Raw genomic sequence first — 26,332 nt, forward strand, 5'->3', positions numbered from 1 at the left:
GAAGTAGTATTTATGTTGAAATAGAGCTTCTTAAATTGTTAAAAAAATAATAGTTTGCTCTAAATCAAAGAACTTTTTCTAATTAACGAAAATACATCTAATAAATAAAGGACTCCTTTAAAAAAAAGTCCTTTATTTATTTTTTATTGAAATAATTTATCACAAATAAATAACTTTTTAAAGGTGATTTTATTTTTGAGTTTATGATTAATTATGAAACTGCAAATTATTTTTTATTCACCAATTGCATTAAATCTACATCATTTCCAAGTAAAATTTCTGTTGGATTTATTCTTCCATCTTCAGGACCATTTTCTAATTTTAAAACCCCTCTTGGACAAACTGCAGAACAAACTCCACAACCCACACAACTGGCTCTTACAATATTTTCTCCTTTTTGTGCATAGGCTCTCACATCAATTCCTTGTTCGCAATATGTAGAACAATTTCCACACGAAATACATTGGCCGCCATTTGTGGTAATTCTAAATCTCGATTTAAAACGTTGTACCAAACCCAAATAGGCGGCTAAAGGGCATCCAAAACGACACCAAACTCTGTTACCGAAAATTGGATAAAAACCGGTTCCAATAACCCCAGCGAACCAAGCACCAATTAAGAAACTATAACTGTCTTTAATCCATTGAGAATTTATTCCTAAAAACGATTGTGCTCCTGTAAAATAACAATAAAGTGTTACTAAAGTCATTACCAAAGAGAAAACTAAAACAGAATGAATTAACCATCTTTCCAGCTTCCAAGCATTTAAACTTTTGTTGGAATGCTGTCTATAAGGATCTCCTAAAGTTTCAGCCAAACCACCACAACCACAAACCCAAGAACAATACCAACGTTTTCCGAAGAAATACACCATAACTGGCACAATTACTAAGGTTAAAACGATTCCCCAAACCAAGATGAAAATTCCAATTCCGCCAGTTTCTGTTAAACTTTTAAGGTTCCATTCAAAGAAAAAATCATAATCTAAAGGAAAAGCATTTTTAAAATCATATTCTGGCATTTGAAGGCTTGCCATAATTTCTGGAATTAAAAAAGCAAACACAATTTGAAAAAATAAGACAGAAATAGTTCTTACAATTTGATATTTATTATGCCTGTATTTTATAAACATTCGTACACCCATAGTTAGCATAACTGTACAATATAAAAAACCATAAACAAACCATTGGCTGGCAGGTCTGCCAGCCAAAAACTGACTTATTGGGTCTAAAATAAACGTCCAGTTTACAACATAATCTGCAAAGAAATATAACACCAAATAAAAGGAAACTAAAAAGATAAGCACCATCCACGCAATAAAGCCTCTGTTGGTTGCAGATTCGTGGTAAATTCCATCGTTTTTAATACCAGGTTTGCCCAACAAAATTAAGTTGGGAAGAATAAATAACAATGCACCAAGAATTCCCAAACCAAAAGTTAAAAACCAAGCCAAACCAGGGTTTTCTGTGACAAAGCCTTTACCTGCTTTTTTTGCCAAATTAAAGCTTAGGGTGTGTGGTTTTCCATTTATTTTATATTGATATTGTTCCCCTTTTTTATCCCAATTTTTTTCTGCTTCGTATTTTGCAATTTGTTTATCGTAATAATCATTCGATTTTTGATATGCTTTTCGAACGCGACTCGAAAACTCGAAGATATTTAGTTTTTTATCTGTAACAACAGCTTCCTGTAATGCATCTTTAATTAGTGTGCTTTTGTAATTTTTTTCCTTTAAAAAAGAATCTAATTCGGCTTGTTTTAAGTTAAATGAACCCGAAAAAATTGTTCCTATAAATATGGCCAATCCTGTTAAAAAGATAATTAGACCTAAATTTTTTATGATTTTCAAAATGATAGTTTTTTATAAAAATTAAATACTTTTTTTTTGATATAGAATTTCTCTTAATTACTTTTACTAAAAATTCGTTTCCAACTTTTATTTTTCAATTGAATGTTAGTGTTGTTTTCTTTGTTGAATTTTTTAAGAATTTCAGCTTCATGTAGTTTGTAAAATTCTGGATCGAAATTAGCATCTCTTAAATATTCTAAAACATATTCTATAGATTTGTTTTCGGTTAACCATTTGTCGAAAATTTCGTGGCGCATTCGAATTCCGAAAGTATTTATTCCTAAAAATTTATTAGAATTTTTATCAAAAGAAATGGTAATACATTTATGCTCTTTTGGATGTTTCCATTGAAAATATGCTTCGTTTTCTTGTTTATTTTTTTCACTAAAAACCCAACCATACGTTTGGTATTCGATATCTAAGAATTTTGCTGAATTAAACCAATGCCCGGGTTTGTATGCTGTTTTATTTCCACAAATGGTTTGTGCAAGTGCTTCTCCCATCATTCTTCCTGTGTACCAAACCGCTTCAATATTTCTTCTTTGTCCAATTGCTTCGTGTTGCTCTGCACAGTCGCCAATGGCATAAATATCTTTAATATTTGTTTCTAAAAAACGGTTTACTAAAACCCCTTTTTTAGTTTCGATAGTACTGTCTTTTAAAAAGTCGATATTTGGTGTAACTCCAGCAGTTAACCCCACTACATTACAAAATATTTCTTCGCCAGTTTCTTCGATAATTACAGAACTTACTTTGCCTAATTTATCGGATTTTATTTCTTTTAAATTGGTGCTTAAACGTAAATCTATATGATGTTCTTTTATATGATTGTTAATCATTTTAGATTCTTGTGCAGGTAAAACCCCATTCCAAAAACTATCTTCACGAACTAAAAAAGTAACAGGAATATCTCTACTTCTTAGCATTTCTGCCAATTCTATTCCAATTAATCCACCTCCAACAATTACAGCTCTTTTACAGGTTTTATTATCTGGCGCATGTTTTTCTAACTTTTCTAAATCTTGTTTATGATACATTCCCATAACTCCTTCTAAATCTTGCCCAGGCCAACCAAATTTATTTGGTTTAGAACCAGTTGCAATAATTAGTTTAGAATACGTTAAAGAAGTTCCGTTCGAGAATTCTAAATTTTTGTTTTCAGTATCTACTTTTGCAACATAACCTTTCTTTAATTCAATATTATTCTTTTCCCAAAACCAATTTTCGTAAGGTTGTGTATGTTCGAACTTCATGTGCCCCATATATATGTACATGAGTGCTGTTCTAGAAAAAAAGTATTTATGCTCAGCAGAGACAATGGTAATTTTTTTATCAGAATTTTTTCTAATGTGTCTGGCTACAGTTACACCAGAAATTCCATTACCAATAATAACGATATGTTCCATATTTAATTAATTGTTGCTTTTATGTCGAAGCTAAAGTTAAGAACTTAAAATTTAAATGTAGTTTAGAATCGATTTAAATAAAGGATTGTTTTTTTTGTAAGTTATTGTAAGAAGTAAAGACTTACTTACAAATTTTTAATATCCAATTAAATAAAAATCAATCAAAATGAACAAATCAATTTTTAAATTAGTATTTACGGCAGTTTTAGTAGTAAGTTTTCAATCTTTCGCACAAGAAGATAACAATAGTAAAAGTAACATACAAACCTACACACCTTCAAAATTATTAAATAAAGGACAGTGGGATATTAAGTTTTTCAACAATTTATATACAGAAACAAAAAGTATAAATAAAGGAGTAAAAAAAGATAAAGTTAGAGAAAATTATTTTACATCTACAATAGAGGTTTTTACTGGTGTTTCCGATAATAATAGGATAAATGTTGGTGCAATTTTAGAATATCGTTCCAATACGATTAACGGAAGAAGTGCATTAACCGTTTTTGAATTAGGAAGCGATGTAAACTCAAGAAAAGGATTGTCTTCTTTTGCACCTGCAGTTAAAATTCAGCCAATAGAAAATGTTGGAAATTTCTCTATTCAAAGTGCTTTTCATATCCCTTTATTTAAAGATGAAAAAAATGCAGATGGTGTTTTCTTAGATCAAACAGCATACACTTTTCAAAATAGATTTTTCTACGATTATACCTTACCAAGTGGAGACTGGCAATTATTTACAGAGTTAAATACAGAATATAATTTTGGTGCAGAAACAAGTTTTGCCAACAATACATTTGTTTTGGCTCCTGGTGTTTTTATGAGTTATTTCCCCTCAGATAAATCTACAGTTTTAGGTTTTGTACAACATTACCAACGTTTTGGAGATTTTACACAAGATTTTACAGCATTGGGTTTTGGTGGAAAATACCAATTGAACCAAACTTTAAATTTAGAAGTTTTGTACAGTAAATTTGTAAGAGGAGAAGATACTGGCTTAGGACAAAGTTTTAACATTGGTTTAAGAGCGTTGTTTTAACAAAAAGAACTATTTTTAGGGAGAAATATGAAAACAAAAAACTTCCTTTTACTTCTTTTAATACCATTCTGTTTTTCCTGTAGTAGAAGCCAAACTAAAAAAATTAACGGAGTAAGTTTTGTAGCATCAAGAGATACTATACAACAAGCACATATAAACCCTGTACTAAAGGTACAAAGCAATTACGTTGCTTTGATGCCTTTTGGTTTTATTAGAGAGTTGTCTATACCTAAAATTATGCATAATACAAAAAGGCAATGGTTTGGAGAAACCAAAAATGGTTTGTTACAATATGCTAAAGAATTTAAAAAGCAAGGCATAAAAATAATGATAAAACCACATATTTGGGTATATCATGGAGAGTTTACTGGAGATATAAAAATGACTTCCGAAGAAAATTGGGCGATTTTAGAAAACTCGTATTTAGAATTTATTTTAACCTACGCAAAAGTTGCAGAAAAGTTAGAAGCTTCTATTTTATGTATAGGAACTGAATTAGAGCAATTTGTAATAAATAGACCCGATTACTGGCAAAAAATAATCAAAGAAATTAGAAAAGTTTACAAAGGAAAACTAACGTATGCAGCAAATTGGGATGAATTTAAAAGAGTGCCTTTTTGGAGTGAATTAGATTTTATTGGAGTAGATGCTTATTTTCCATTAACAGATAAAAAATCGCCAACAGTTGCAGATTTCGAGAAAGGTTGGAAACCACATAAAGAGGAAATTAAACAAGTACAGAAACAATTTAATAAACCAGTTTTATTTACTGAATTTGGGTATAGAAGTGTCGATTTTTCTGGAAAAGAACCTTGGAATTCCAATAGAGTAGTGGAAAGTATAAATTTGCAGGCACAAGTAAATGGATTGCAAGCAATACACAACCAATTTTGGCAAGAAGATTGGTTTGCAGGTGGTTTTGTTTGGAAATGGTTTCATAGTCACGATCGAGTTGGAGGAGAAAAAAATAATCGTTTTACACCACAAAATAAACCAGCAGAAGAATTGTTGAGAAAATTATATTCCCAATAAAATATGATAATTATCGTTTTCTTTCTAAAGAATTGATTGTAAATTTGAGTAATTTAAAAGCAAAAATTATGAAAAAAATAGTTGTACCTGTAGATTTTTCAAATCACTCAGAACACGCGTTAAAAACCGCAACGCAATTGGCAAAAAAAACAAATGCATCTATAATTGCATTGCATATGTTAGATTTACAAGAAGTTAATTTGGCGGAAAGCCCAAGTTATCAGCAAGAAAAAGCAGTTTTCTTTTTAAAATTAGCAGAAAAAAGATTTAAAGAGTTTTTAGAAAAAGACTATTTAGAAGAGGTAAATGTAGTGCCAATTATAAAACATTACAAAGTTTTTAGTGAAGTAAATGTAGTTGCCAAAGAAGTAAATGCCGATTTAATTATTATGGGATCTCATGGAGTTAGCGGTTTAAAAGAGTTTTTTATGGGCTCGAATACAGAAAAAGTAGTTCGTTATTCCGAAGTTCCTGTTTTGGTAATTAAAAAAGAACTACATGATGTAAGCTTTAAAGATGTTGTGTTTGCGACAGATTTTTCTGAAAAATCAATCCCTGCATTTAAAAAAATGCTTAAAACTTTAGAATTATTTAATGCAAAAAAGCATATTTTGTACGTAAATTTACCAAACGAAAATTTTAAAACAACTCCAGAAATGGATGCCTTGGCGTATCATTTTTTAATGGAAGCAGAAGGAAATGTAGATCGATTAATAAACACAAATTTTGTGTGCGCAAGGTCTATAGAAGATGGAATTTTAAATTTTTCGAATGCAGTTGGTGCAGATTTAATAGCAACAGCAACACATGGTAGAAAAGGATTGTCGCATATTTTTTCTGGAAGTATTTCCGAAGATTTAACCAACCATGCTACCTTACCAATTATGACTTTTAAAATTTAGATTTTTAATGAACTGTAAACGTTTTTTATTTTTTATAATTTTTATCGCAACATTTTTCTCGTGTTCAGACGATAGTGATGTGGTTGTTCCAAGAAATTTACAACAATATGTAGATGGAAATTCGAATTTAGAAATAGACGATTTAATAGCTTGTGCCGCAAATGCAAAAGGAAACACCAATTTAAATTACATTTTTTATTATCCTGAATCTGGTGCAACAGATATTCGTTATTACGAAACTGCAGATGTAAATGCAAACGAGAAAGATTATAGTAATTATCGTAGAGAAACGCTTCCTCAAGAAGATGTTTTTGGTGGAAAATTAGCACGGTTTTCGAGATCAAGTAAAACAGAAACTTGGTGTTTGGTAACCTATGTAAGAGAAGGGAAATTGCATATTTCAAATCCTATACGTTTAAAAAACGCCACTAAATCCACAGAATATAGTTCGGAAGTAGATATCGATTACGCAACAACCTTAGAACCTAAGTTTACTTGGAAAGATGGAACTATCGACGAAAACGTAATTTATTTTCAAGTAATTTCAGATGAAGAAAACAATTTTATATCTGGAACTTATACAGAAGAAAAAACGTTTAAATTTTACGATACTTCCAATGTGGATTTAAATATAAATACCACGAAACCAAAAGATTTGGTAGAAGACGAGGTTTATAATTTTACATTAATGGGTGTTAGCAAAGATAATTGGGTGAACTTAATTATCGAAAGGCAATTTATACCAAGAAGTTTAGAAGAATATATTGCTGTAAATACCGATAAAACAATAGAAACAGCAAGAGCTTTCGCAGGAAACGCAAACGGAAATAAAGAAACTACATATATTTATTATTACCCTGTTGCAGATGCTTTCGATTTTAGATATTACGAAACTGAAGATGCCACTGTAGATAAAACAGATTTTTCGAAATATAGAAGAAAAAACCTAACATCTACACCAGCTTTAGGGAACAAATTCAGGAGGTTTTCGAATAATAGTTCCAAGGAAGTTTGGTGCTTAGTTACCTTTATTGCTGGAGATAAACTGTATGTTTCCAAGCCTATTAGAACGAAAAATAAAACCAAAACTACAGAGTGGAAAAGCGAAGTTACCATCGACGATTCCGAAACTTTAAAACCACGTTTTACTTGGACAGATGGCACTTTTGCAGAAAATGTAAAATACCTACAAATTTTCACGAAAAAAGACAAAACTTTTTTATCAGGAACCTATACAAAAGAGAAAACGTTTAAGTATTACGACACTTCTAATGTGGTAGAAAACTTGAATAAAAATACACCACCAGCATTCGTTTTAGATGATGAAAACTCTTTTACTTTGTTTGGACTTAGTGATGACAATTGGGTGAATTTAGTAATTCAGAAAACTTTTATTGTGCAATAATGAAGCCTAAGAAATATTTTTTTTTGATTACTTTTTTGCTTTTAGCAAGCTATATAAACTCACAAGAAAATAACATAACAAAAATTAAAATTGAAGGAAATAAAAAATTAAAAACTTCTTATATTTTAAGTGTTCTTTCAACAAAAAAAAATAAACCCTTAGATTCTTTAAAAATTGAAGAAGATATTATTTTTCTAAAAAGATTGCCTGCAATTAGCAATGTTTCTTACAAAGTAAATAAAATTAAAAAGCATACTTATAAAGTTTTATTTCTTGTGGAAGAAAATTTTACCATAATTCCTGATGTTAATTTTTGGACTACAACCAACAAACAGTTTGCTTTTAAAGTAGGTTTATACGACTATAATTTTTTAGGAAAAAACATCACATTTGGCGGATTTTATCAAAATAATCGATTTAATTCTTATGGAATTCTTTTTAGAGCACCGAATTTATTTTCGAAAAACTGGGGTTTATCTGTAAATCATCAAAATTGGAAAAGTGAAGAGCCTTTATATTTTAATAATTCTTTCGCAAATTATCTATATAATAATGTTTCTTTTGAAGTTTTAGGATTGCATCAATTTAACTTAAAAAATCGTATTGATTTTGGAATCAATTTTTTCAAAGAAGAATACACCTACTTAACTGGAGCAACAGCTCCTTCAGTGCCTCAACAATTAAAATTGAATAAGACATTGTTTAAATTTACCTATATTTTTGATGGATTGAATTATTCGTACCAATATGTAAAAGGATTTAAAAATGTTTTAAATGCACAATATGTGATAACAGAAAACGATTTTCAAAATAAATTTTTAATTTTTTGGAACGATTTCTTTTATTTTAGAAGAATATGGACAAAAGGAAATTGGGCGAACAGAATACGTTTTGGGCTTTCTACGAACGAAAATTCGCCATTTGCGCCATTTGCTTTAGATAATAATGTAAACATTAGAGGTGTTGGTTTTTTAGTGGATAGAGGAACAGGGGTTGCTACCTTAAATTCGGAATATAGACATACAATTTACGACAAAGGTTGGTTGGCAGTTCAAACCAATATTTTTGTAGATGCTGGTTCGTGGAGAAATCCTGCAGGAGAATTAGATGACTTTATAAAAGAAGAGAATATAAGAGTTTACAGTGGATTTGGACTTCGATTTATCAGCAAAAAAATTTATAATGCCACCTTTAGAATTGATTATGGTTTTAAAGTTTATGATGGTAAAAGCAATTCTAAAGGTGGTTTGGTTTTTGGAATTGGGCAGTATTTTTAGGGCTGATTTTATTCAGTAATTAAAACCAAATCTTCAGAATTTACCATTACTCCAGCTTTTAAAACAATTTTATTAATAGTTGTATTTTCTGTAGCAGTAATTGTGGTTTCCATTTTCATCGCTTCAATAATAAACAAAGGTTGGTTTTTCTTGATTTCTTCTCCTTTTTTTACCAAAATTGTAGATAATAAACCTTGCAATGGCGCACCAATTTCTTTAGAATTTGTTTTATCTGCTTTTAAATTTTCTACTTTTTCTACTTTAATAGACTTATCTTTTATTTTTACAGACCTGCTTTGTCCATTTACTCTAAAATAAACATTAACAAGACCGTCTTTATTTGCTTTAGATACCGATTCTAAAGTAATTAAAAGTGTTTTTCCTTTGTCTAATTCTACAATAATTTCTTCGCCTCTTTCCATTCCGTAGAAGAAATTTTTAGTAGGCAAGTTCATTAAATTATCATATTTCGTGTGCTTATTAAAAGCATCTGTAAATACTTTTGGATATAATTTATAAGACAGGAAATCTGTAAAATCGATGGCTCTTCCTAAATCATTTTCAAAGATTTTTCTGAATTCTTTATATTCTTTATCAAAATCGATTGGTTCTAAATGTGCATTTGGTCTGTTTGAATAAGGCTTTTCATCTTTTAAAATTAGTTTTTGAAGATCTTTTGGAAAACCACCAACAGGTTGCCCTAAATCTCCCCTAAAAAAACTAACTACAGATTGTGGAAAAGAAATGGTATCTCCTTTTTCTAAAACATCTTGCACTGTTAAATTATTACTTACTAAATATTGCGCCATATCTCCAACAACTTTAGAACTTGGTGTTACTTTTACGATATTTCCAAAAAGTAAATTTACATCTCTGTACATTTTCGTGATTTCATAAAAACGATCTTCTAAACCTAAAGCTTGTGCTTGTGGTTTTAAGTTTGAATATTGTCCGCCAGGAATTTCATGTTTAAAAACTTCTCCAGAACCCGCTTTTAAACCAGATTCAAACGGATAATAATATTCTCTTACACTTTCCCAATAATTAGAATATTCATTCAGAGAATCTGTGTTCATTGGGTTTTCTCTTTCGTGGAACTTCAACATTTCTACCATAGAATTAAAGTTTGGTTGCGATGTTAAACCAGATAAACCACCTAAAGCAACATCTAAAACATCTACCCCAGCTTCAATTGCTTTTAAATAAGTTGCAGATTGAATTGATGAGGTGTCGTGCGTGTGTAAATGAATAGGAATATTAATTTCTTGTTTTAATGCGCTAATTAATTCGAAAGCGGCATAAGGTTTTAACAAACCAGCCATGTCTTTAATTGCCAAAATATGAGCACCTGCATTTTCGATATCTTTAGCTAAAGTTGTGTAATATTTTAGATTATATTTTGTGTTTTTTGGATCTAACAAATCGCCTGTATAACAAATAGAACCTTCTGCTAAACCTTGGGTTTTTGTTCTTACATATTCTATACAAGGTGCCAAAGATTTTATCCAATTTAAAGAATCGAAAATTCTAAAAATATCCACTCCGTTTTCCCAAGAAGAAACTACAAATTTCTCAATTAAATTATCTGGATATGCTGTGTAGCCAACTCCATTAGAACCTCTAATTAACATTTGTAACAAAACATTTGGCATTGCTTTTCGTAATAAACGTAAACGCTCCCAAGGGTTTTCTTGTAAAAAACGCATACAAACATCAAAAGTTGCACCACCCCAAACTTCCATACTAAAAATTTCAGGATTGTTTTTTGTGTAACCTTCAGCAACCTTCAACATATCGTAAGTTCGCATTCTTGTTGCCAATAAACTTTGGTGTGCATCACGCATTGTTGTATCCGTAAAATGAACTTTTTTTTCTGCTTTTAACCATTTAGAAAATTTATCTGGACCTAGTTTTGTTAGTACATCTTTTGTACCTTCAGGGTGGTTACGATTGGTAATTATTTTCGGAACTTTTGGCTTGATAAATGTTTTAGTAGCATCAATTTTTTTAACATCACTATTTCCATTTACAATAATATCCCCCAAATACGTAACCAATTTTGTAGCTCTATTTCTTGGTGCTTTAAAAATGAATAAATCAGGATTATTTTTAATGAAGTTAACAGTTACTTCTCCTTGTCTAAAAGTTTTATGTTTTAGGATATTGTCTAAAAACAACATATTTGTCTTTACTCCTCTGATTCTAAATTCAGCTAAAGCTCTTCTGATTTTTCTACAAGCACCATCTAAAGTCCTACTATTTGCAGTAACTTTTACCAACATAGAATCGAAAAATGGAGAAATAGTAACACCTTGATATACACTTCCTGCGTCTAAACGAATTCCAAAACCAGAAGCACTTCTGTAGGTTGTAATGGTGCCATAATCTGGTTTAAAATCGTTCTGTGGATCTTCTGTAGTAACTCTACATTGCAAAGCATATCCATTAATTTTTACACTTTCTTGATTCGCAATTTTTATTTGCTGGTCTTCTAATTTATAACCACCGGCAATAAATAATTGTGTTTTTACTAAATCTATATTTGTAATAACCTCTGTAACTGTATGTTCTACTTGAATTCTTGGATTTACTTCAATAAAATAAATGCTATCATCATCATCAACCAAAAACTCTACAGTACCAATATTATTATAATTTACAGCTTTACAAATTTTAATAGCGTAGTTGTAAAGTGCATTTTTTGTTTTTTGCTTTAATCCAAAAGAAGGCGCAAATTCTATTACTTTTTGATAACGTCTTTGTACAGAACAATCACGTTCAAATAAATGTACAATATTGCCAAAATTATCTGCAACAATCTGAATTTCTATATGTTTTGGATTTTCTACAAATTTTTCTAAAAAGACAGTATCATCACCAAAAGCATTTAACGCTTCTCTTTTACTTTCGTTAAAAGCGCTTTGTAATTCTTCTGGGCCTCTAATAACTCTCATTCCTCTTCCACCACCTCCAGAAGCCGCTTTCAGCATAACAGGGTAGCCAATTACTTTAGCTTCACTTAAAGCTGTTTCAATAGAATCTAACACTTTTTTATTGCTGTTAATAATAGGAATGTTGTTATCTAAAGCAACTTTTTTAGCAGTAATTTTGTCTCCCAGAGATTTTAAAACAGATACTTTTGGTCCCACAAAAATGATGTTATTTTCATTACATTTTCTGGCAAATTCTGCATTTTCTGAAAGAAAACCATAACCAGGGTGAATTGCATCTGCACCACATTCTAAAGCGACTCTAATAATTTCATCACTATTTAAATAAGGTTTTAAGGGTTCGTTATCTTCTCCAATTTGGTACGATTCGTCTGCCTTATATCTGTGCAAAGAATACCTGTCTTCAAAAGTATAAATACCTACAGTTTTTAAGCTAATTTCTGTACAAGCTCTAAAAATTCTTATGGCAATCTCACCTCTATTTGCTACAAGTACTTTTTTAATTTTCATCTATAAAATATTTTGGTTTGAATTAATTTTCTCTAAAGATAAGTTACGAAATCGATATAGTAAAAAGAAATTTAAAAAGAATTTAGAAACTTTTGAGTTTTATTCGAGAATTATCAATAAGTTAGATTTTGATTAAAGAATTTAGACATGAGAACATTTGCAATTGGCGATATTCATGGGGGTTTAAGAGCCTTGCTTCAAGTTTTAAATAAAATTGAAGTAACAGATAAAGATACCTTAATTTTTGTGGGTGATTATGTAGATGGTTGGAGCGAATCTGCGCAAGTTATTGAGTTTTTATTGAGCTTATCAGAAAAAATAAACTGTATTTTTATCAAAGGAAATCACGATGTTTGGTGTGAGAATTGGCTCAGAGAAGAAGATGTAAACCCCACTTGGTATATGCATGGAGGAAAAGAAACGATTGATAGTTACGATGGTTTTTCTATGGAAGAAAAAAAGCAACATTTACTCTTTTTCGAGAATATGCCTTTGTATCATTTAGATGAACAAAACCGATTGTTTCTGCATGCAGGTTATACATCTATGTATGGAGTTGAAAAAGAAATTTTTAAGGAGAATTTTTATTTCGATAGAACTTTATGGGAAATGGCTCTAGTTGCGAACCATAAAATAGATGAAGATTCTCCATTTTATCCAAAAAGAATTCAACATTATAAAGAAATATTTATTGGACACACACCAACCACAAATTTTGGTAAAACCAAACCCATAAATGCATTAAATATTTGGAATATCGATACTGGTGCCGCTTTTAAAGGGAAAATTACTGCAATGAATATCGATACCAAAGAATTTGTACAAAGCGATAATTTACCAGATTTGTATCCTAATGAAAAAGGGAGGAATAAGTAAAGTTTTTACTGGAATATCTTTTCGACCTTGTACAGAAATCTTTAATATAGGATCTAAATTACATTTAAATTTTTCTCGGCTCCACTGCGTTTCGCTTGAAATCACAGGTTTACTTTTTGCTCAAAGGATACAATTCTTGCTTTAAAAAACCTTTTGGAAAATCCTCATCACCATTAAAACCCAATTCGATATCTTTTCCAGAATGTGGAATATAATCCGTTTTAAAAATATAATCCCAAAGACTTAATGTAAGCCCAAAGTTTACGCCATATTTTCTTTCTTCTGGCAATTCTTTAGAATGATGCCAAATGTGCATTTTCGGGTTGTTTAGAATGTATTTTAGCCAACCATAATCCCAATTAATATTTGCGTGATTTAAATGCCCAATGGTTATGTTAAAAAAATGGACAAAAGCCACGTCTTGTGCAGAAAAACCTCCAATAATCGCCAAAGGAATGTATCGTAAAGAATTGTAAACTACAGGTTCCATCCAATGATAACGCAAATGTGCAGCAAACCCCATTTCTTTTACAGAATGATGCACTTTGTGGAAATTCCAAAGAAATTCAGACCTGTGCAATAATCTGTGTGTCCACCATTGTACAAAATCTACCACAATAAAAAAGATAAAAATCCTTGCGAAAAAAGGGAGTTTATTAATTTCTAACAATTGAAAATCGGTAACAGATAAACCAACAAATGCTAAAACATCATTAAAAATTTCGGCAGCAGAATTAGATAAGGCAATCAATACAATTAAGTTCAATAAAAAGAAATTAAAAAACATATAAAATGTGTCTAACCAAAAATCTTTTCGGAACAAAGATTGGTTTTTACGCCAAGGAAAAATAGCTTCTAAGCCCCAAACAACTAAAGAAATAATTAATAAACCATAAAAATAATTCTCCCAGTTCAATTCCATTAAAACAGAATTTCTAAGATAATTCCAATAATCGGAATACGAGTTTTTTATGAGGTCTATGTATTTGTTCATTTAGTTACTGTGTTCTAAAGCTTCTTCACATTTCTAAAATCTGAAGGGGCTTTTCAGTATTTTATAATACCTTAATTACTTCCTTAAAAAGTGCAATCATTTTTGGTTCTGCTTCCCCAGCAACTGCAATAATTTCAGCAATATCTACAGGCTGTAAATTTTTAGGATCACATTCGTCTGTTAAAACAGAAATCGCAGCACAAGGCAAGTTTAATTGTTTGGCAACAATAACTTCGGGTACAGTGCTCATTCCAACAGCATCTGCTTCTAAGATTTGTAGCATTCTGTATTCTGCTCTGGTTTCTAATTGTGGCCCTAAAACACTTGCATAGACACCTTCATGTAATTGAATTTTTTGCTCAGTAGCAATTAAGTTTAATTTTGTGTTTATTTCTTTAGCATAAGGTTCTAGCATGTCTGCGAAAATATTTCCAAAATTGTTTGCTCCGTTAAATGCCAATGGAGAAGTTCCTTGCAAATTAATATGGTCATTAATCAACATTAAATCGCCTTTTTTATAATCGAGATTTATGGCACCAGCTGCATTCGAAATTAATAAGTTTTTAATTCCTAAACCATGCATGGTTCGTATTCCGTAAGTAACTTCCCACGCATTATACCCTTCATATAAATGAAAACGACCAGACATTACCAGTACTTTTTTGCCCGATAATTCTCCATAAATTAATTTTCCCGAATGAAACTCTACAGTTGCTTGTGGAAAATGTGGAATATCTGCATACGTAATTTCTAGTTCAACGGAAATCTCATCAACCAATTTTCCCAAACCGGTTCCTAAAACAATACCTATTTCTGGTTTTGTAATTCCATTTGATTTTAAAAAATCGATTGTTTCTTGTAATTGTTGTTGTTTGTTCATTTTGTTTTATATAATAATGTCATTTCAACCTTGTGGAGAAATCTTTTATTCTATTTTGAAGAATAGATTTTTCGACTTCATTAAATTTAACTCAAAATAACAAGATAATTCAATTACTGAATCACTAATTTTTGAGTTTTAGATGCATTTTCAACAGAAACTTTAACCATATAAATTCCTGATTGTAAGAAAGAAATATCTAAAGTTTTTCCTGTGTTTTTTTGTTGATAGAAAACTTTTTTTCCTAAAACATTAAAAATACGAATTTCTGCAGAATTTGCCTCTATATTTCCAATCTGAATTTCTTTTTTTGCAGGATTTGGATAGATTTTTACTTTATTTAAAATAGTACTTTCCGCAGACAATACAGAACAATTTGCACTGCTAAATGGAGTTATTTTTCCTAAATCCCAAAAAGCAGTAAACTGAAGACAGAAAAAGAAAACAGTATCATATTCAGAAATATCAACTCCGTTAGGAATTATTTTTGTAAAACTTTGAGCTCCAGAAAAACCGATTAAACCAAAAGAAATATTTTGTACATTTTCTGGATTGATACTTTTTAATTCAGAAATAGATTTGCCTTCAGATTTTATTAAATATAACCTTACATCTGGGCCAGAAGCTGTGCTAAAATTACTGCCAAAGTTAATAGCAACTGTATTATTTGAATTTAAAGTAACAGAAACATCTCCAGAAATGTTGTAAGAATTTGTTGAGGTGTTATTACCAAAGTTAGTTGCGTTTTTGGAACACTGCCCATTTACTTGCGAAAAAATAAGTGAAAAAAATAGTGAAAGTAGTGTTGTTTTCATGTAAAATTATTTAGAGTTGATAAACGTATTCATAATTTCTGGGATGTTTTCAATATCCTCATATACATCTATGTCGTTTTTAAACTCCAATAATTTCACTTTTTTATCTTTTAAATCTGTTAAAGTATCTTTTCTAACAGTTTCTGTGCCCCATTTTTTATTTTTGAAGACGTTTTCTTCCAAAGAATTCATACCCAATAAATAGTAACCACCATCTTCTGCAGGGCCAATAACCACATCGTTAGTATCTAATTCATTAAAAGCTATTTCTATATTTTTTGATGATAAATCGTATAAATCACTCCCAATAATTAGCACTTTTTTGTAACCAGCATCAAATCCGTTTTTAAAAGCGTTTTTCATTCGAACACCTAAATCTTCCCCAAATTGTTGGTGTTTTTGATAAATATCAGGATTCCAAATATCATTTTCTCGAATTTTTACAGAATAGTAAACAGCTTTATCTGCAGTTTTTACTTCCGAAGAAATATTTCTGGTTCTTTCTAATAAAAATTTATAAATTTCTAAAGCAGTTTCGTCTCCAACTTTTTTTGCCAAACGTGTTTTTGCTTTCCCTAATTCTGGGTTTCTTGTAAAGATTAATAGTAGGTTTTTATTCATGTTTTTTTTAAAGTATCAAAGTATCAAAGTATCAAAGTATCAAAGTATCAAAGTATCAAAGTATCAAAGTTGCAAAGTATCAAAGTTTCAGAGTTTCAGAGTTTAAGAGTTTTTCTTTGGGACTTATTATTCGTAAAAGTAAGCACTGAAAACTGCGACTGCCAACTGAAGACTGAATACTGCCAACTGAAGACTTATTCATAAACCTTCTCGCCTTTTTTAAGCCATTTACTCCAATTCTTACTAAAAGCATGTACTTTTTCAGTGGGCTTTCCTAAAGTATCTACGACTTGAAAATTGGCGTTTTTCCATTCAAAAATTCCACCATATAAATTGTAAACGTTGGTATAACCTTCTTTAATTAATTTATGCGCAACAGTTTCCGAGCGAATTCCTAAAGAACAATACACTACTATTTTAGCATCTTTGTCTTTTGGTAATTTGGGTAAGGTTTCTTTTAGACTAAAATCGTTATAACCAACACGAATTGCGTCTTTTAAATGACTAACGTTAAACTCTTTTTCTTCTCTTGCATCTAATAAAATAGCTTTTGTTTTTGGTAAAGCCAACGTTTCTACAGACATATAAGGAACATTTCTTTTGTTCCATTTATTCAATAATTTATCTAATTTTTTTTGTGCAGAAACAGTGGAGGTAACTACTAAAAAAAGAATGAGTATTTTTTTCATTTTGATTTGTTTATAAAGGTCTCGACTGCGCTCGACCAGACATTTTAATATAATTATTATTCTTACAACTGAATACCAAAACCTTGCAAACCAGTTTCTATAGGTGGTAAAATTTCTGTATTATCCCAAATTCCTGTAACAATTGTTCTCGAATATTCTTCAGGAAGCAAACCATTTTGCATTAATTTACTGGCTAATTTGTAATTGTATGCTAATGTTTTATGTGTAAAGTTAAAACTATTATTGGAATCGTCTAAAATTACATACCAAACAGTTGGGTTTCCATCATTTGCTGGCATTCCAATAACTCCAGCATTCAACCAAAGTTTCTTTTTTTCTTGATGATTGAAAGGCAAACCACAATGTCCGCCAATAATAACATTACTTTTTGTTGCTTTAAAATTGGGTTCTTTTATTGCCCAATCTGTAGATTTAAAAATAAATTCGGATACATTAAAATAAGAACCATGCACAACAGTTACTCGTTTTTTTGCATATTCAAATGTAATATGATTGGGAATTGTTTTTAAAAAATCCAACGAATTTTCAGATAATTTACTTTGCGCATAAGGATACCAAAGTTGAGAAAAACCATCACATCTAGAGCCTTCTCTAAAATCGCAACCACAGTCTGCTGCATTTTCTCGTAACTGAATTTCTACATTTCCAACAATGCTATGTACACCCCATAATTTTAATAATTGTACAGTTTCTTCTGGTTGTGCACAATAACCTACAATATCGCCAGTACAAATGCAGTTTTCTGGCGGAATATGTTCCTTTTCAGCAACTTGTTTTAAAGCTTCTAGCGCTTGTAAATTACTGTAAACTCCACCGAAAACAAGTGTTTTACCAGAGAGTTTGCCTAAATGTTTTATTTCTTGATCCATTTTGGAATAAAATATAAAATGATACAACTTAAAATTCCCCAAAGATTTACCCAAAGTAAATCTGCATATTTTCCTTTTGTGAAAATTAACGATTCTGGAAATACGTTAAAAACTAATACCATTCCAAAAACCAAACCACAAACTACACTTGCATAAAAACTAATTTTAGGTACTTTTACATTCCAAAAGATAAAAACGGGAGTTAATCCAATAACCATTGTTCCAGAAATGGTGGTTGCCGATAAAATTTCTGCGCCGAAAAACACGGGTAAAGTTCCTATAACAGCTACGATTATCATCGAAATTCTTCCAAAGGAAACTGTTTTTCCTAAACCTAAATCCACAGATAATAATTTCGAAAATGAAGAGAATGTAGAATCTAATGTGGATGCTGCAGAGGTAATCATAATAAAATTAATTACTAATAAAATTACAACTCCCAAGGCTTTACCAACTTCTACAGCTGCCTGTCCTTCCATTCCTTGAGATTGTGCATACACACCAATTATACTGAATAAAATAATACAAATTGCCCCCAAAATACTTGCCCATAAAAAACTTTTACGCGTTACTTTTGGAGAACTTATAAAACCTCTGTCTGTTAAAACAGGATCGTGAAAAGGGTAACTAAAGGATTGAATAATGGCAGCAAAAAAGAGGTTTAAACCCAGCTCAAAACTCCAAGTTCCAGAGGTAATTATTTCTTTTGTCGTAAATTCTTCCGCAGAAAAAATAGTCGATAAAATAATAATTAACAAAACAGAAAATAAAACCATTTGAATTACATCTGTAAAAATAGAACTACTTAAACCACCCTTTAAAGCATAGCCTAAAGTTAAAATTGTAAACACAAGAATAGACCAGTAATAGGAAGCACTTTCTTGTTCACCAAAATAACTTCCAATAACCATGGTGTTGCTCCAAACTTCATTAAAAAGCCGAAAAGCAATTAAAATAGAGAAAACAGCCATTGCTTTTTTTCCAAATCTGGAAGTTAAAAATTGATGAATACTCGTAAAACCACCTTTAACTCTTAATTGATAAATAATAATACCAGCAACCGCAAATGAAAGGTAATAACCAGCGTAAGCAACTCCACCAACAATACCAAAAGACAACCCTAAATTGGCAGCGTTTGTAATGCTTTTTGCAAAAATCCAAGAAATGATTAAACTCCCAGTTAATACCAAAGTATTGGGTGCTTTTTTTTGGTTTACAGCTTTAAAAAACTGATCCGTTGTTTTTGCAAGTGGAGATAGAAAAAATAGTATCAAACTTGATGTTATAACTAAAATCCACTGATAATTTATTACTTCCATATTTTTTATGAAAGACCTTTCAAGTTTTTAAACCTTGAAGGGTCTGTTTCTCTAATCGTTCCACCAAACTTTTACATCCAAACTATTTCCATTTGTTGCAGCTTCTGCAACTTTGTAATTTTCAGCATTTAATGCGCTTGCATCTGCAGGATAAGGCATTCTTACAGGAATTAATCCATTATTTAAACTTGCAGCAACATTTTTTAAAGCAGGAAATCCTGTTCTTCTATATTCAATCCAACTTTCGTAACCGTTAATTGTATTTGCAATCCATTTTTGCGTGATAATTTGCTCTAAAGGAGTTTTTCCTACAGCGTTTAAATTGGCATTTTCAGCCAAATAAGTGGCAGGTAAATCTGTGTTCCAATATTCAAAAGCCAAAGTAACTCCATTATTATATAAAGTTTCCACATTTGTGGTAATCAATCCTTTTTGCGCAGCTTCTGCTAATAAGAAACTCGTTTCCCAAGCTGTCATAAAATTTGCGTCTAAAGTAGAGGTGTCTTCTCTAAATATTTTACCAACTAAGGAATAGTCATTTGGAGATGGAGTAGTGGTAGAGGCGTTAATTCCGTTAATTAAACCGTTAAATTCGTTAGAATTAGAGTTTTTAAATGGTTGATAAAAAGCACCAACTCTATTGTCATCTAAATCAGTAAAAATTTCTTCAGCAGTTTTAGACATGACAAAATTGGTAAAGTCTCCATTTCTTAATTGTGCAAACCTAAAACTATTTGGAGCCGTATTTGTAAAATCGAAAGTCGCGTTTTCGCTATTATTTTTGATGTAATTTCCTGCTGTAAAAATAGTTTGTAACTGATTGGAAACATCAACTTTACCAGAAATACGCATTAAATATTTAATTTTTAAAGAATTTGCAAAACGTATCCAAGCCTCTAAATCTCCATTAAATAAAATATCTCCTTCCAAAGGAATTGTAGCAGTATATGCATTTACAGCAGCGATTCCTTTATCTAAATTATCTAAAATTCCTTTTTCTTTTTGATAAATGGCCGACTGTAAATCGTATTTAGGAGTTACAGTTCCATCCACACCATTAAAAGCTTCAAAATAAGGAACATCGCCAAAAATATCTGTCAATGCTGCAGCCATATATGCTTTTAAAATTAAAGCTGGGCCTTCATAAACAGCGAAAGCAGGTGTTTCTCGAGATTTTTTTAATAGAATTTCATTATCACGTAAATTCGTAAAAAATATCGGCCAAGGATTTCCACCCAATTGCGGACTTTTTAAATCGTGTCTGTCAAATAAGTTGAAATCTAAAAGTGCATAATGTTGCGAAAGTAAGTTTCCTGCAGCAAATCCTTCGTAACTCATTTGTTCGCCATAATCGTAGATAACCTGTCTTAAAAGAAGACTTGGTTGTACAGAAACTGGTGAGTCTTGGTTTGTATTAATTTCCTCAAAACCTTTGGTGCAACTTGCAAACATACTTGCAAAAATTGCGATGGTATATATAATTTTTTTCATTTTTTTATGTTTTCCTGCAAGGTTTTCGTGCTGAATTTAGTTCAGTATTAAAAAACTTGTAGTTGTTACTGTCTTTCTTCTCCTGCAAGGTTTTTAAACCTTGTAGGTATCTGTTTTATCTTTCAAACGTACAAGGGGAATCGAAAATACCTTGCAGGTTAAAAATTAAAACCTAATTTAAATCCTAAACTTCTACTGGTAGCGTAACTCATATCTTCTACACCACTTACAAAACCATTTCCTTGAACCGCCAATTGTTCTGGGTCGAAATGAGGGTTTTCTGTAATTACAAATAAATTATTTCCAATAATTGAAAGGTTTAAAGAGGAAGCTTCTTTCAAGCCTAAAAAGCCTTCTTTTAAGTCTAATTTATAACCAATTGAAAACTGACGTAATTTTAAATAAGAAGCGTCATATACATTGTTTTCTTCATGATTTCTGTCGTAAAATTGTCTGTAATAACTTTCTGCTCCAATAGCTACTGTATTGGGTTGCCCAGTATTTACATTCACACCTTGGGCTACAATTCCTGCATCTGGTCTAAAAGCGGTTTCTGCTAATTGGCCACCAACATTTCCTAAAGCACGCGTTCTAGATACAATTTCTCCACCTTGTCTCCAATCGAATAAAAAACTTGCATTCCAATTTTTATATCGGAAATTATTGTTCCATCCCAACGTAAAATCTGGATTGTAATTTCCAATTTTCTTTAAAGTGTTATCAGCAATATAAGTTCCATCATCATTTATTAAAAAATCACCATTTTCGTTTTTTCGATAGCCAGTTCCATACATATCACCAATTCTGCCACCTTCTTCTACTTGAAAATATACAGTTTGGTTTGCGCTGTCGTAAATTCTACTATATGCCAAAGTTAAACGACCATCTTTTTGTGGTAAATTTCTAATAACAGACCTGTTTGTTGCAAAATTGAAAGTAGTGTTCCATCTAAAATTTTCATTTCTAATTGGAGTTCCTCCTAAAATAACTTCGAAACCAGTTGTATTTACTTCTCCACCATTTACAACTTGCTGATTAAATCCTGATGAAATGGCAATTGGCAAAGAAATAATTTGATCTTTAGTTGTGGAATTATAATACGTAAAATCTACATTCAAACGATCTTTAAAGAAGCGTAAATCTGCTCCAACTTCATAAGAAGTGGTAGTTTCTGGTTTTAAATTGGCATTCGGAATAAAATCTTGATTACTAAATGTTGGTTGTCCATTAAATGCAGTTTTCGATACAAAAGCTCCAGAGGTTTGATATGGATTTGTATCATTACCAACCTGTGCAACACTTGCTCTTAATTTCGCAAAAGAAATATATTTAGGCAATTCTGTTGCGTTCGATAAAATAAAACTTGTAGAAACAGATGGATAAAAGAAAGAAACACCATCCACAGAAAAAGGAGTCGCCAAGGCACTCGACCAATCGTTTCTTCCAGTAATATCTACATATAAATAATCTTTGTACCCAAATTTTGCAATTCCGTATAAAGAGTTGATTCGTTTTTTAGAATTAAATTGAAAAAACTCAACAGGTGAAGCAGCATTGTTTAAACTAAAAATACCAGGTTGTGCTAAATTAGTCGTTTGTGCTTGTTTTGTGGATGCAGTTTGGTCTAATCTATTTCCTCCAAAAGAAACATCAAAAGAAAAATCGCCAAAATTATCTGTATAATTTAGTAAAAAATCTGTGTTTATTTCTCTGTAAAAAACATCGTGTTCTGCATAGGCTCCGTTTGCGAAACGGTTTGAGCTAAAATTACGATTAAATTGTCTTTTTTCGGAGGAATAATCCATTCCAGAGCGAAAAGAAACACTTAATTTATCGGTAAATTTATGATGTACAGCAATATTTCCAAAAACACGATCTCTATTAAAAGAGTTGGTGTTTTCATTTAAAATGAAAAAAGGATTGTCGAAATACCTATAGTTGAAATTATATTGCTGCACTCCTTCCAAACCAGGTTGCCAATAATCTCTTAAACTATCGATGTTTAAAGATCTTGGTCCCCAAGCTACTAAAGAATAATTTACATTTTCACTTCCATAACCATTTGAAGGTCTATTATCGCTACTTGAATTTACATAATTTATGGTAGATGTAATTCGTGTTTTTTCTGTCGGATTAAAATTCGCTTTTAAAGCCACAGTTTTACGTTTTAAATTAACTCCAGGAATAATAGATTCGCTATCTAAATCTGTAAAAGACAACCTGTAAGAACCTCTCTCGAAATTATCATTTATAGAAATATTATTAATGGTTGTAACTCCAGTTCTATAAAAATCTTTTAAATTATCTGGGTTCGATTTGAATAAAGTTGGCGTAATTGCATTGCCACTATATAAAGAAGTATCTCCACCTCGAACTATAGTTCCATTGGGTAAAGTTACAGGAGAATCGAATTGAGGAACTAAAATTCCAGCATCTAATTTTGGTCCCCAAGAATACGAAATTACATCGTTAATTCCTCCTCCAAGTCCATTTCCATAAGCGAATTTACCACCATTTCCCTGTCCATATTCATTTTGAAATTCTGGTAAACGAAATGCTGAATCTAAAGTTACAGAAGAATTAATGCTAATTCCCAAGCCTTTTTTCTTGCTTCCATCTTTTGTATTAATTACAATAACGCCGTTAGAAGCTCTTGTTCCATACAAAGCAGCAGCACTTGGCCCTTTTAAAACAGTTACAGATGCTATATCATCTGGATTTACTTCCATAGCGCCGTTTCCAAAATCTATTTCTTGAAAACCTGTAGCAGATTCATCTGTAAAGTTAAAAACTGTATTATTGTTAATTGGTGTTCCATCTACAATAAAAAGTGGATTATTATTCGAAAAAGAAGCTTCTCCACGAATGGTAATTTTAGATGAAGAACCAACGCCAGTTGCACCTTGTGAAATCGTTACACCTGCTAATTTTCCGGATAAATTATCTAAAAAATTGGCTGTTTTAACTTCTGCTAATTCTGCTGATTTTAATTCTTGAACTACATATCCTAATTCTTTGGTTTTTCTGTTTAAACCCAAAGCTGTCACTACGATTTCATTCAAATCGGTTTCGTCTTCCTCTAAAGAAATATTGATGTTAATTCGATTACCAACCGTAATTTTTTGAGTTTTATAACCTAAGTAAGAAAAAGTTAAAATATCTGAAGTTGAAGCTACATTTATAGAATAATTTCCATTTTCGTCTGTAGTTGTTCCATTTCCTTGTTCATTGGAAACACTTACGACTGGTAGTTTTTCTCCAGAATTTTTATCGGTAACTGTTCCTGTAATTTTAGTTTGTGCAAAATTTATGCTCACGAATAGCATAAAAATCCACATAAAAATATGTTTCATTTAGTAATTTTTGTGTAAAATTTAATTTTTAAGAGATTGTCTGTTAGAGCCTTTCGACTCCGCCCAAGATAAACTCAAGTCGAGTACTATTTTTAATATCTATAGCCTTTCGACTGCGCTCAAGGAGACACAATATATTTAAAATAAAAAGGTGAATGGCTATTTATGCAAAAATAACAGGCGAACCTTTGTTGAAGTTTGGGGAATAAAAAACCTTTTTTATGTTGAAAAAAGGAGCAAAAACAAATGATTTTAGAGGATTGATGCATCTTTTTAAAAGATGTAAAATTGAAGCTGAAAGCTTTTTAAAACTATTGATAATCAATTGAATATCTTCTAATTGATCAATATCATTTAAGATTTCTAAAAAAGTAATTTCTAAATTTTTAGATTTTGAAATTGTGGCAATACATTTCTGTAATCGACTGGTTTGCCAAGGTAATTTTAAAAACGTTTTTTTATTAAAATGTTCTTTTTTAATTCCCATTAAATAAAAACCACCATCTTTAGAAGGACCTAAAACCAAATCTTTAGAAGATAAATTGGTTTCAGTTTCTAATAAATGACGTACTTTTAGGTGAGGTGTGTCATTACCAATAGTAATTATAGTATCGAATCCTCTATTAAACAGGGTTTCTATGGCATTTGAAAAACGTTCACCAAAATTGTTTCCTATTTGTTCTTTTTCAGAAAAAAGAAAATGTTCAATTCCAGATTTTTCTACCGTTTTTAAAGTTTGATTATTCAACGCAGAAAAAACTTCAGAAGAAAGAAACGATTTTCTTTCCGCTTCTTTTTCAGCAGAATTTGCAAAAATTAATATGGCAGTTTTTTTAATCATTTATTTATGCAAGTGATTAATCCTTTGTATCTATTAAAATTTTTGTTTTCAAAATAACTCAACTTTCCCCTTTGGGGAAATGTCCAAAGGACAAAGGGGATTTATGCAACAACACCTTGGCAGCTACTTCCTGCACCAGCAGTGCAACCATAACAATGTTGATTGATAATTATATTTCTATCTTGTAATAAATCTTCGTTGTAATCTTTAATGTGTTTTACCTTACTTGCTACTTTTAAATTCAGCATTTGGTTAAAATCGCAATCGAATAACCAACCATCCCAACTAATAGAAAGTGTGTTTGTACACATTACGTTTTCTACAGCTGCAGGATTGTATGCATCTAATAAAGAATGCATATAATCTTCGTAATTATCTGAAGCAATTAAATAATCTAAAAAACGACTAATTGGTAAATTGGTAATGGCAAAAAGACTGTGGAAATCGATGTCAAAATCTTCTTTTAGCGCTTTTTTGAAATCATTTTCTAAAGCCATTTGGTCTCCAGGTAAAAATGCTCCTGAGGGGTTATACACCAAATCTAATTTTAAATCAGAGCCTGGCATTCCATAACCAACTGCGTTTAATTCTTGCAATGCTTTGATCGATAAATCGAAAACACCTTTTCCACGCTGTTTATCGGTTTTTCCACGAGTCCAATGTGGCATTGACGAAACTACATGTACATTATGCTTTTTGAAAAATTGGGGTAAGTCGTAATATTTTTTATTGGCTCTAATAATTGTTAGGTTAGAACGTACAATAAAATCTTTAATCCCTGCTTTACTTGCTTCTTCTACAAACCATCTAAAATTAGGATTCATCTCTGGAGCACCACCAGTTAAATCTAACGTGTGTGCATCTGTTTTTTGAATGACTTCTAAACACTGTTTCATAGTCTCTACAGTCATAATTTCTTTCCTGTCTGGACCAGCATCTACATGACAATGTTCGCAAACTTGGTTACACATATACCCTAAGTTTATTTGTAGAATTTCTAATTTTTTAGGGCGAAGTGGAAAATGACCAGTTTCTTTAATTTTTGCTGCAAATGTTGGCAATTCTCCGTTTGCGAAAATGCCATTAGAAAGAATTTCCATTTGACGAGAAGTATTTGCAATATCGTTATTTCTTGCTTTTAATGATTTTGTAGCCATTTTTTATCAGTATTCAGTATTTCAGTAAAGCAGTATTC

General features: G+C 31.0%; 20 protein-coding genes. 6 read left to right on the forward strand and 14 right to left on the reverse strand.

The genetic code is table 11. The features are described 5' to 3' along the window. Positions 1 to 226: 226 nt before the first annotated feature. Entirely contained in the window at positions 227 to 1,849 is a 1,623-nt protein-coding gene (locus tag J3359_RS15010) for a 4Fe-4S binding protein (protein ID WP_208077773.1), read from the reverse strand. Positions 1,850 to 1,902: 53 nt separating this feature from the next. Beyond that, positions 1,903 to 3,255: an NAD(P)/FAD-dependent oxidoreductase gene (locus J3359_RS15015; protein WP_208077774.1), complete on the reverse strand. Its 1,353-nt coding sequence runs from the start codon at positions 3,253 to 3,255 to the stop codon at positions 1,903 to 1,905. 166 nt (positions 3,256 to 3,421) lie between these two features. Between J3359_RS15015 and J3359_RS15020 the strand changes: the two genes are divergently transcribed. The 5 genes from J3359_RS15020 to J3359_RS15040 all read left to right on the forward strand — a co-directional run bounded on the left by J3359_RS15020 (position 3,422) and on the right by J3359_RS15040 (position 8,907). Further along, positions 3,422 to 4,291, forward strand: coding sequence for a transporter family protein (locus tag J3359_RS15020; RefSeq protein WP_208077775.1), 870 nt, complete (start codon positions 3,422 to 3,424; stop codon positions 4,289 to 4,291). Between the two features lie 27 nt (positions 4,292 to 4,318). Then, entirely contained in the window at positions 4,319 to 5,323 is a 1,005-nt protein-coding gene (locus tag J3359_RS15025) for a glycoside hydrolase family 113 (protein WP_208077776.1), read from the forward strand. 68 nt (positions 5,324 to 5,391) lie between these two features. Then, positions 5,392 to 6,225 (forward strand): universal stress protein, encoded by an 834-nt coding sequence (locus tag J3359_RS15030; RefSeq protein WP_208077777.1) that lies wholly within the window; start codon positions 5,392 to 5,394, stop codon positions 6,223 to 6,225. A gap of 7 nt (positions 6,226 to 6,232) precedes the next feature. Continuing rightward, complete coding sequence (locus J3359_RS15035) at positions 6,233 to 7,630, forward strand: hypothetical protein (protein WP_208077778.1); 1,398 nt, start codon at positions 6,233 to 6,235, stop codon at positions 7,628 to 7,630. 23 nt (positions 7,631 to 7,653) lie between these two features. Then, positions 7,654 to 8,907: a POTRA domain-containing protein gene (locus J3359_RS15040; RefSeq protein WP_243765934.1), complete on the forward strand. Its 1,254-nt coding sequence runs from the start codon at positions 7,654 to 7,656 to the stop codon at positions 8,905 to 8,907. Positions 8,908 to 8,915: 8 nt separating this feature from the next. Here the strand turns inward: J3359_RS15040 and J3359_RS15045 are convergent, their stop codons facing one another. Continuing rightward, entirely contained in the window at positions 8,916 to 12,368 is a 3,453-nt protein-coding gene (locus tag J3359_RS15045; RefSeq protein WP_208077781.1) for a pyruvate carboxylase, read from the reverse strand. Positions 12,369 to 12,515: 147 nt separating this feature from the next. On the opposite strand from J3359_RS15045, the gene J3359_RS15050 reads away from it, so the two are divergent. Then, entirely contained in the window at positions 12,516 to 13,244 is a 729-nt protein-coding gene (locus tag J3359_RS15050; RefSeq protein ID WP_208077783.1) for a metallophosphoesterase family protein, read from the forward strand. A gap of 109 nt (positions 13,245 to 13,353) precedes the next feature. On the opposite strand, the gene J3359_RS15055 is transcribed toward J3359_RS15050, so the two are convergent. The 11 genes from J3359_RS15055 to arsS all read right to left on the reverse strand — a co-directional run bounded on the left by J3359_RS15055 (position 13,354) and on the right by arsS (position 26,294). After that, entirely contained in the window at positions 13,354 to 14,238 is an 885-nt protein-coding gene (locus tag J3359_RS15055; RefSeq protein ID WP_208077785.1) for a sterol desaturase family protein, read from the reverse strand. Positions 14,239 to 14,299: 61 nt separating this feature from the next. After that, a complete protein-coding gene (locus tag J3359_RS15060) occupies positions 14,300 to 15,118 on the reverse strand; it encodes a purine-nucleoside phosphorylase (protein ID WP_208077787.1) in 819 nt (272 codons plus the stop codon). Positions 15,119 to 15,231: 113 nt separating this feature from the next. Continuing rightward, positions 15,232 to 15,933: a DM13 domain-containing protein gene (locus J3359_RS15065; RefSeq protein WP_208077788.1), complete on the reverse strand. Its 702-nt coding sequence runs from the start codon at positions 15,931 to 15,933 to the stop codon at positions 15,232 to 15,234. A 6-nt stretch (positions 15,934 to 15,939) separates the two neighbouring features. Then, the gene (locus J3359_RS15070) at positions 15,940 to 16,554 is read right to left on the reverse strand and encodes a TIGR04282 family arsenosugar biosynthesis glycosyltransferase (protein WP_208077790.1); all 615 of its coding nucleotides are present in this window, start codon (positions 16,552 to 16,554) and stop codon (positions 15,940 to 15,942) included. Between the two features lie 194 nt (positions 16,555 to 16,748). Continuing rightward, positions 16,749 to 17,243 carry a rhodanese-like domain-containing protein gene (locus tag J3359_RS15075; protein WP_208077792.1) on the reverse strand — a complete coding sequence of 165 codons (495 nt, stop codon included), beginning with the start codon at positions 17,241 to 17,243 and terminating at the stop codon, positions 16,749 to 16,751. Positions 17,244 to 17,305: 62 nt separating this feature from the next. Next, positions 17,306 to 18,133, reverse strand: a complete 828-nt coding sequence (locus J3359_RS15080) for a metallophosphoesterase family protein (RefSeq protein WP_208077794.1) — start codon at positions 18,131 to 18,133, stop codon at positions 17,306 to 17,308. Then, entirely contained in the window at positions 18,118 to 19,452 is a 1,335-nt protein-coding gene (locus J3359_RS15085; RefSeq protein WP_208077796.1) for a sodium:solute symporter family transporter, read from the reverse strand. Before J3359_RS15085 ends, J3359_RS15080 begins: the two co-directional genes overlap by 16 nt. Before the next feature lie 51 nt (positions 19,453 to 19,503). Beyond that, positions 19,504 to 20,943: a SusD/RagB family nutrient-binding outer membrane lipoprotein gene (locus J3359_RS15090; protein ID WP_208077798.1), complete on the reverse strand. Its 1,440-nt coding sequence runs from the start codon at positions 20,941 to 20,943 to the stop codon at positions 19,504 to 19,506. A 158-nt stretch (positions 20,944 to 21,101) separates the two neighbouring features. Then, the gene (locus J3359_RS15095; RefSeq protein WP_208077800.1) at positions 21,102 to 24,296 is read right to left on the reverse strand and encodes a SusC/RagA family TonB-linked outer membrane protein; all 3,195 of its coding nucleotides are present in this window, start codon (positions 24,294 to 24,296) and stop codon (positions 21,102 to 21,104) included. A gap of 163 nt (positions 24,297 to 24,459) precedes the next feature. Further along, positions 24,460 to 25,137: a TIGR04282 family arsenosugar biosynthesis glycosyltransferase gene (locus tag J3359_RS15100; RefSeq protein WP_208077802.1), complete on the reverse strand. Its 678-nt coding sequence runs from the start codon at positions 25,135 to 25,137 to the stop codon at positions 24,460 to 24,462. Positions 25,138 to 25,238: 101 nt separating this feature from the next. Then, entirely contained in the window at positions 25,239 to 26,294 is a 1,056-nt protein-coding gene (arsS, locus tag J3359_RS15105) for an arsenosugar biosynthesis radical SAM (seleno)protein ArsS (RefSeq protein ID WP_208077804.1), read from the reverse strand. Between the last annotated feature and the right edge of the window lie 38 nt (positions 26,295 to 26,332).

The organism is Polaribacter cellanae, from assembly GCF_017569185.1.
Lineage (GTDB): Bacteria > Bacteroidota > Bacteroidia > Flavobacteriales > Flavobacteriaceae > Polaribacter > Polaribacter cellanae.

Excerpts from the sequence above, each read along its gene's own strand:
- J3359_RS15015 (WP_208077774.1), bottom strand. The coding sequence starts at position 3,255 with ATGGAACATATCGTTATTATTGGTAATGGAATTTCTGGTGTAACTGTA.
- J3359_RS15020 (WP_208077775.1), top strand. The coding sequence starts at position 3,422 with ATGAACAAATCAATTTTTAAATTAGTATTTACGGCAGTTTTAGTAGTA.
- J3359_RS15025 (WP_208077776.1), top strand. The coding sequence starts at position 4,319 with ATGAAAACAAAAAACTTCCTTTTACTTCTTTTAATACCATTCTGTTTT.
- J3359_RS15030 (WP_208077777.1), top strand. The coding sequence starts at position 5,392 with ATGAAAAAAATAGTTGTACCTGTAGATTTTTCAAATCACTCAGAACAC.
- J3359_RS15035 (WP_208077778.1), top strand. The coding sequence starts at position 6,233 with ATGAACTGTAAACGTTTTTTATTTTTTATAATTTTTATCGCAACATTT.
- J3359_RS15045 (WP_208077781.1), bottom strand. The coding sequence starts at position 12,368 with ATGAAAATTAAAAAAGTACTTGTAGCAAATAGAGGTGAGATTGCCATA.
- J3359_RS15050 (WP_208077783.1), top strand. The coding sequence starts at position 12,516 with ATGAGAACATTTGCAATTGGCGATATTCATGGGGGTTTAAGAGCCTTG.
- J3359_RS15055 (WP_208077785.1), bottom strand. The coding sequence starts at position 14,238 with ATGAACAAATACATAGACCTCATAAAAAACTCGTATTCCGATTATTGG.
- J3359_RS15060 (WP_208077787.1), bottom strand. The coding sequence starts at position 15,118 with ATGAACAAACAACAACAATTACAAGAAACAATCGATTTTTTAAAATCA.
- J3359_RS15065 (WP_208077788.1), bottom strand. The coding sequence starts at position 15,933 with ATGAAAACAACACTACTTTCACTATTTTTTTCACTTATTTTTTCGCAA.
- J3359_RS15070 (WP_208077790.1), bottom strand. The coding sequence starts at position 16,554 with ATGAATAAAAACCTACTATTAATCTTTACAAGAAACCCAGAATTAGGG.
- J3359_RS15075 (WP_208077792.1), bottom strand. The coding sequence starts at position 17,243 with ATGAAAAAAATACTCATTCTTTTTTTAGTAGTTACCTCCACTGTTTCT.
- J3359_RS15080 (WP_208077794.1), bottom strand. The coding sequence starts at position 18,133 with ATGGATCAAGAAATAAAACATTTAGGCAAACTCTCTGGTAAAACACTT.
- J3359_RS15085 (WP_208077796.1), bottom strand. The coding sequence starts at position 19,452 with ATGGAAGTAATAAATTATCAGTGGATTTTAGTTATAACATCAAGTTTG.
- J3359_RS15090 (WP_208077798.1), bottom strand. The coding sequence starts at position 20,943 with ATGAAAAAAATTATATATACCATCGCAATTTTTGCAAGTATGTTTGCA.
- J3359_RS15095 (WP_208077800.1), bottom strand. The coding sequence starts at position 24,296 with ATGAAACATATTTTTATGTGGATTTTTATGCTATTCGTGAGCATAAAT.
- J3359_RS15100 (WP_208077802.1), bottom strand. The coding sequence starts at position 25,137 with ATGATTAAAAAAACTGCCATATTAATTTTTGCAAATTCTGCTGAAAAA.
- arsS (WP_208077804.1), bottom strand. The coding sequence starts at position 26,294 with ATGGCTACAAAATCATTAAAAGCAAGAAATAACGATATTGCAAATACT.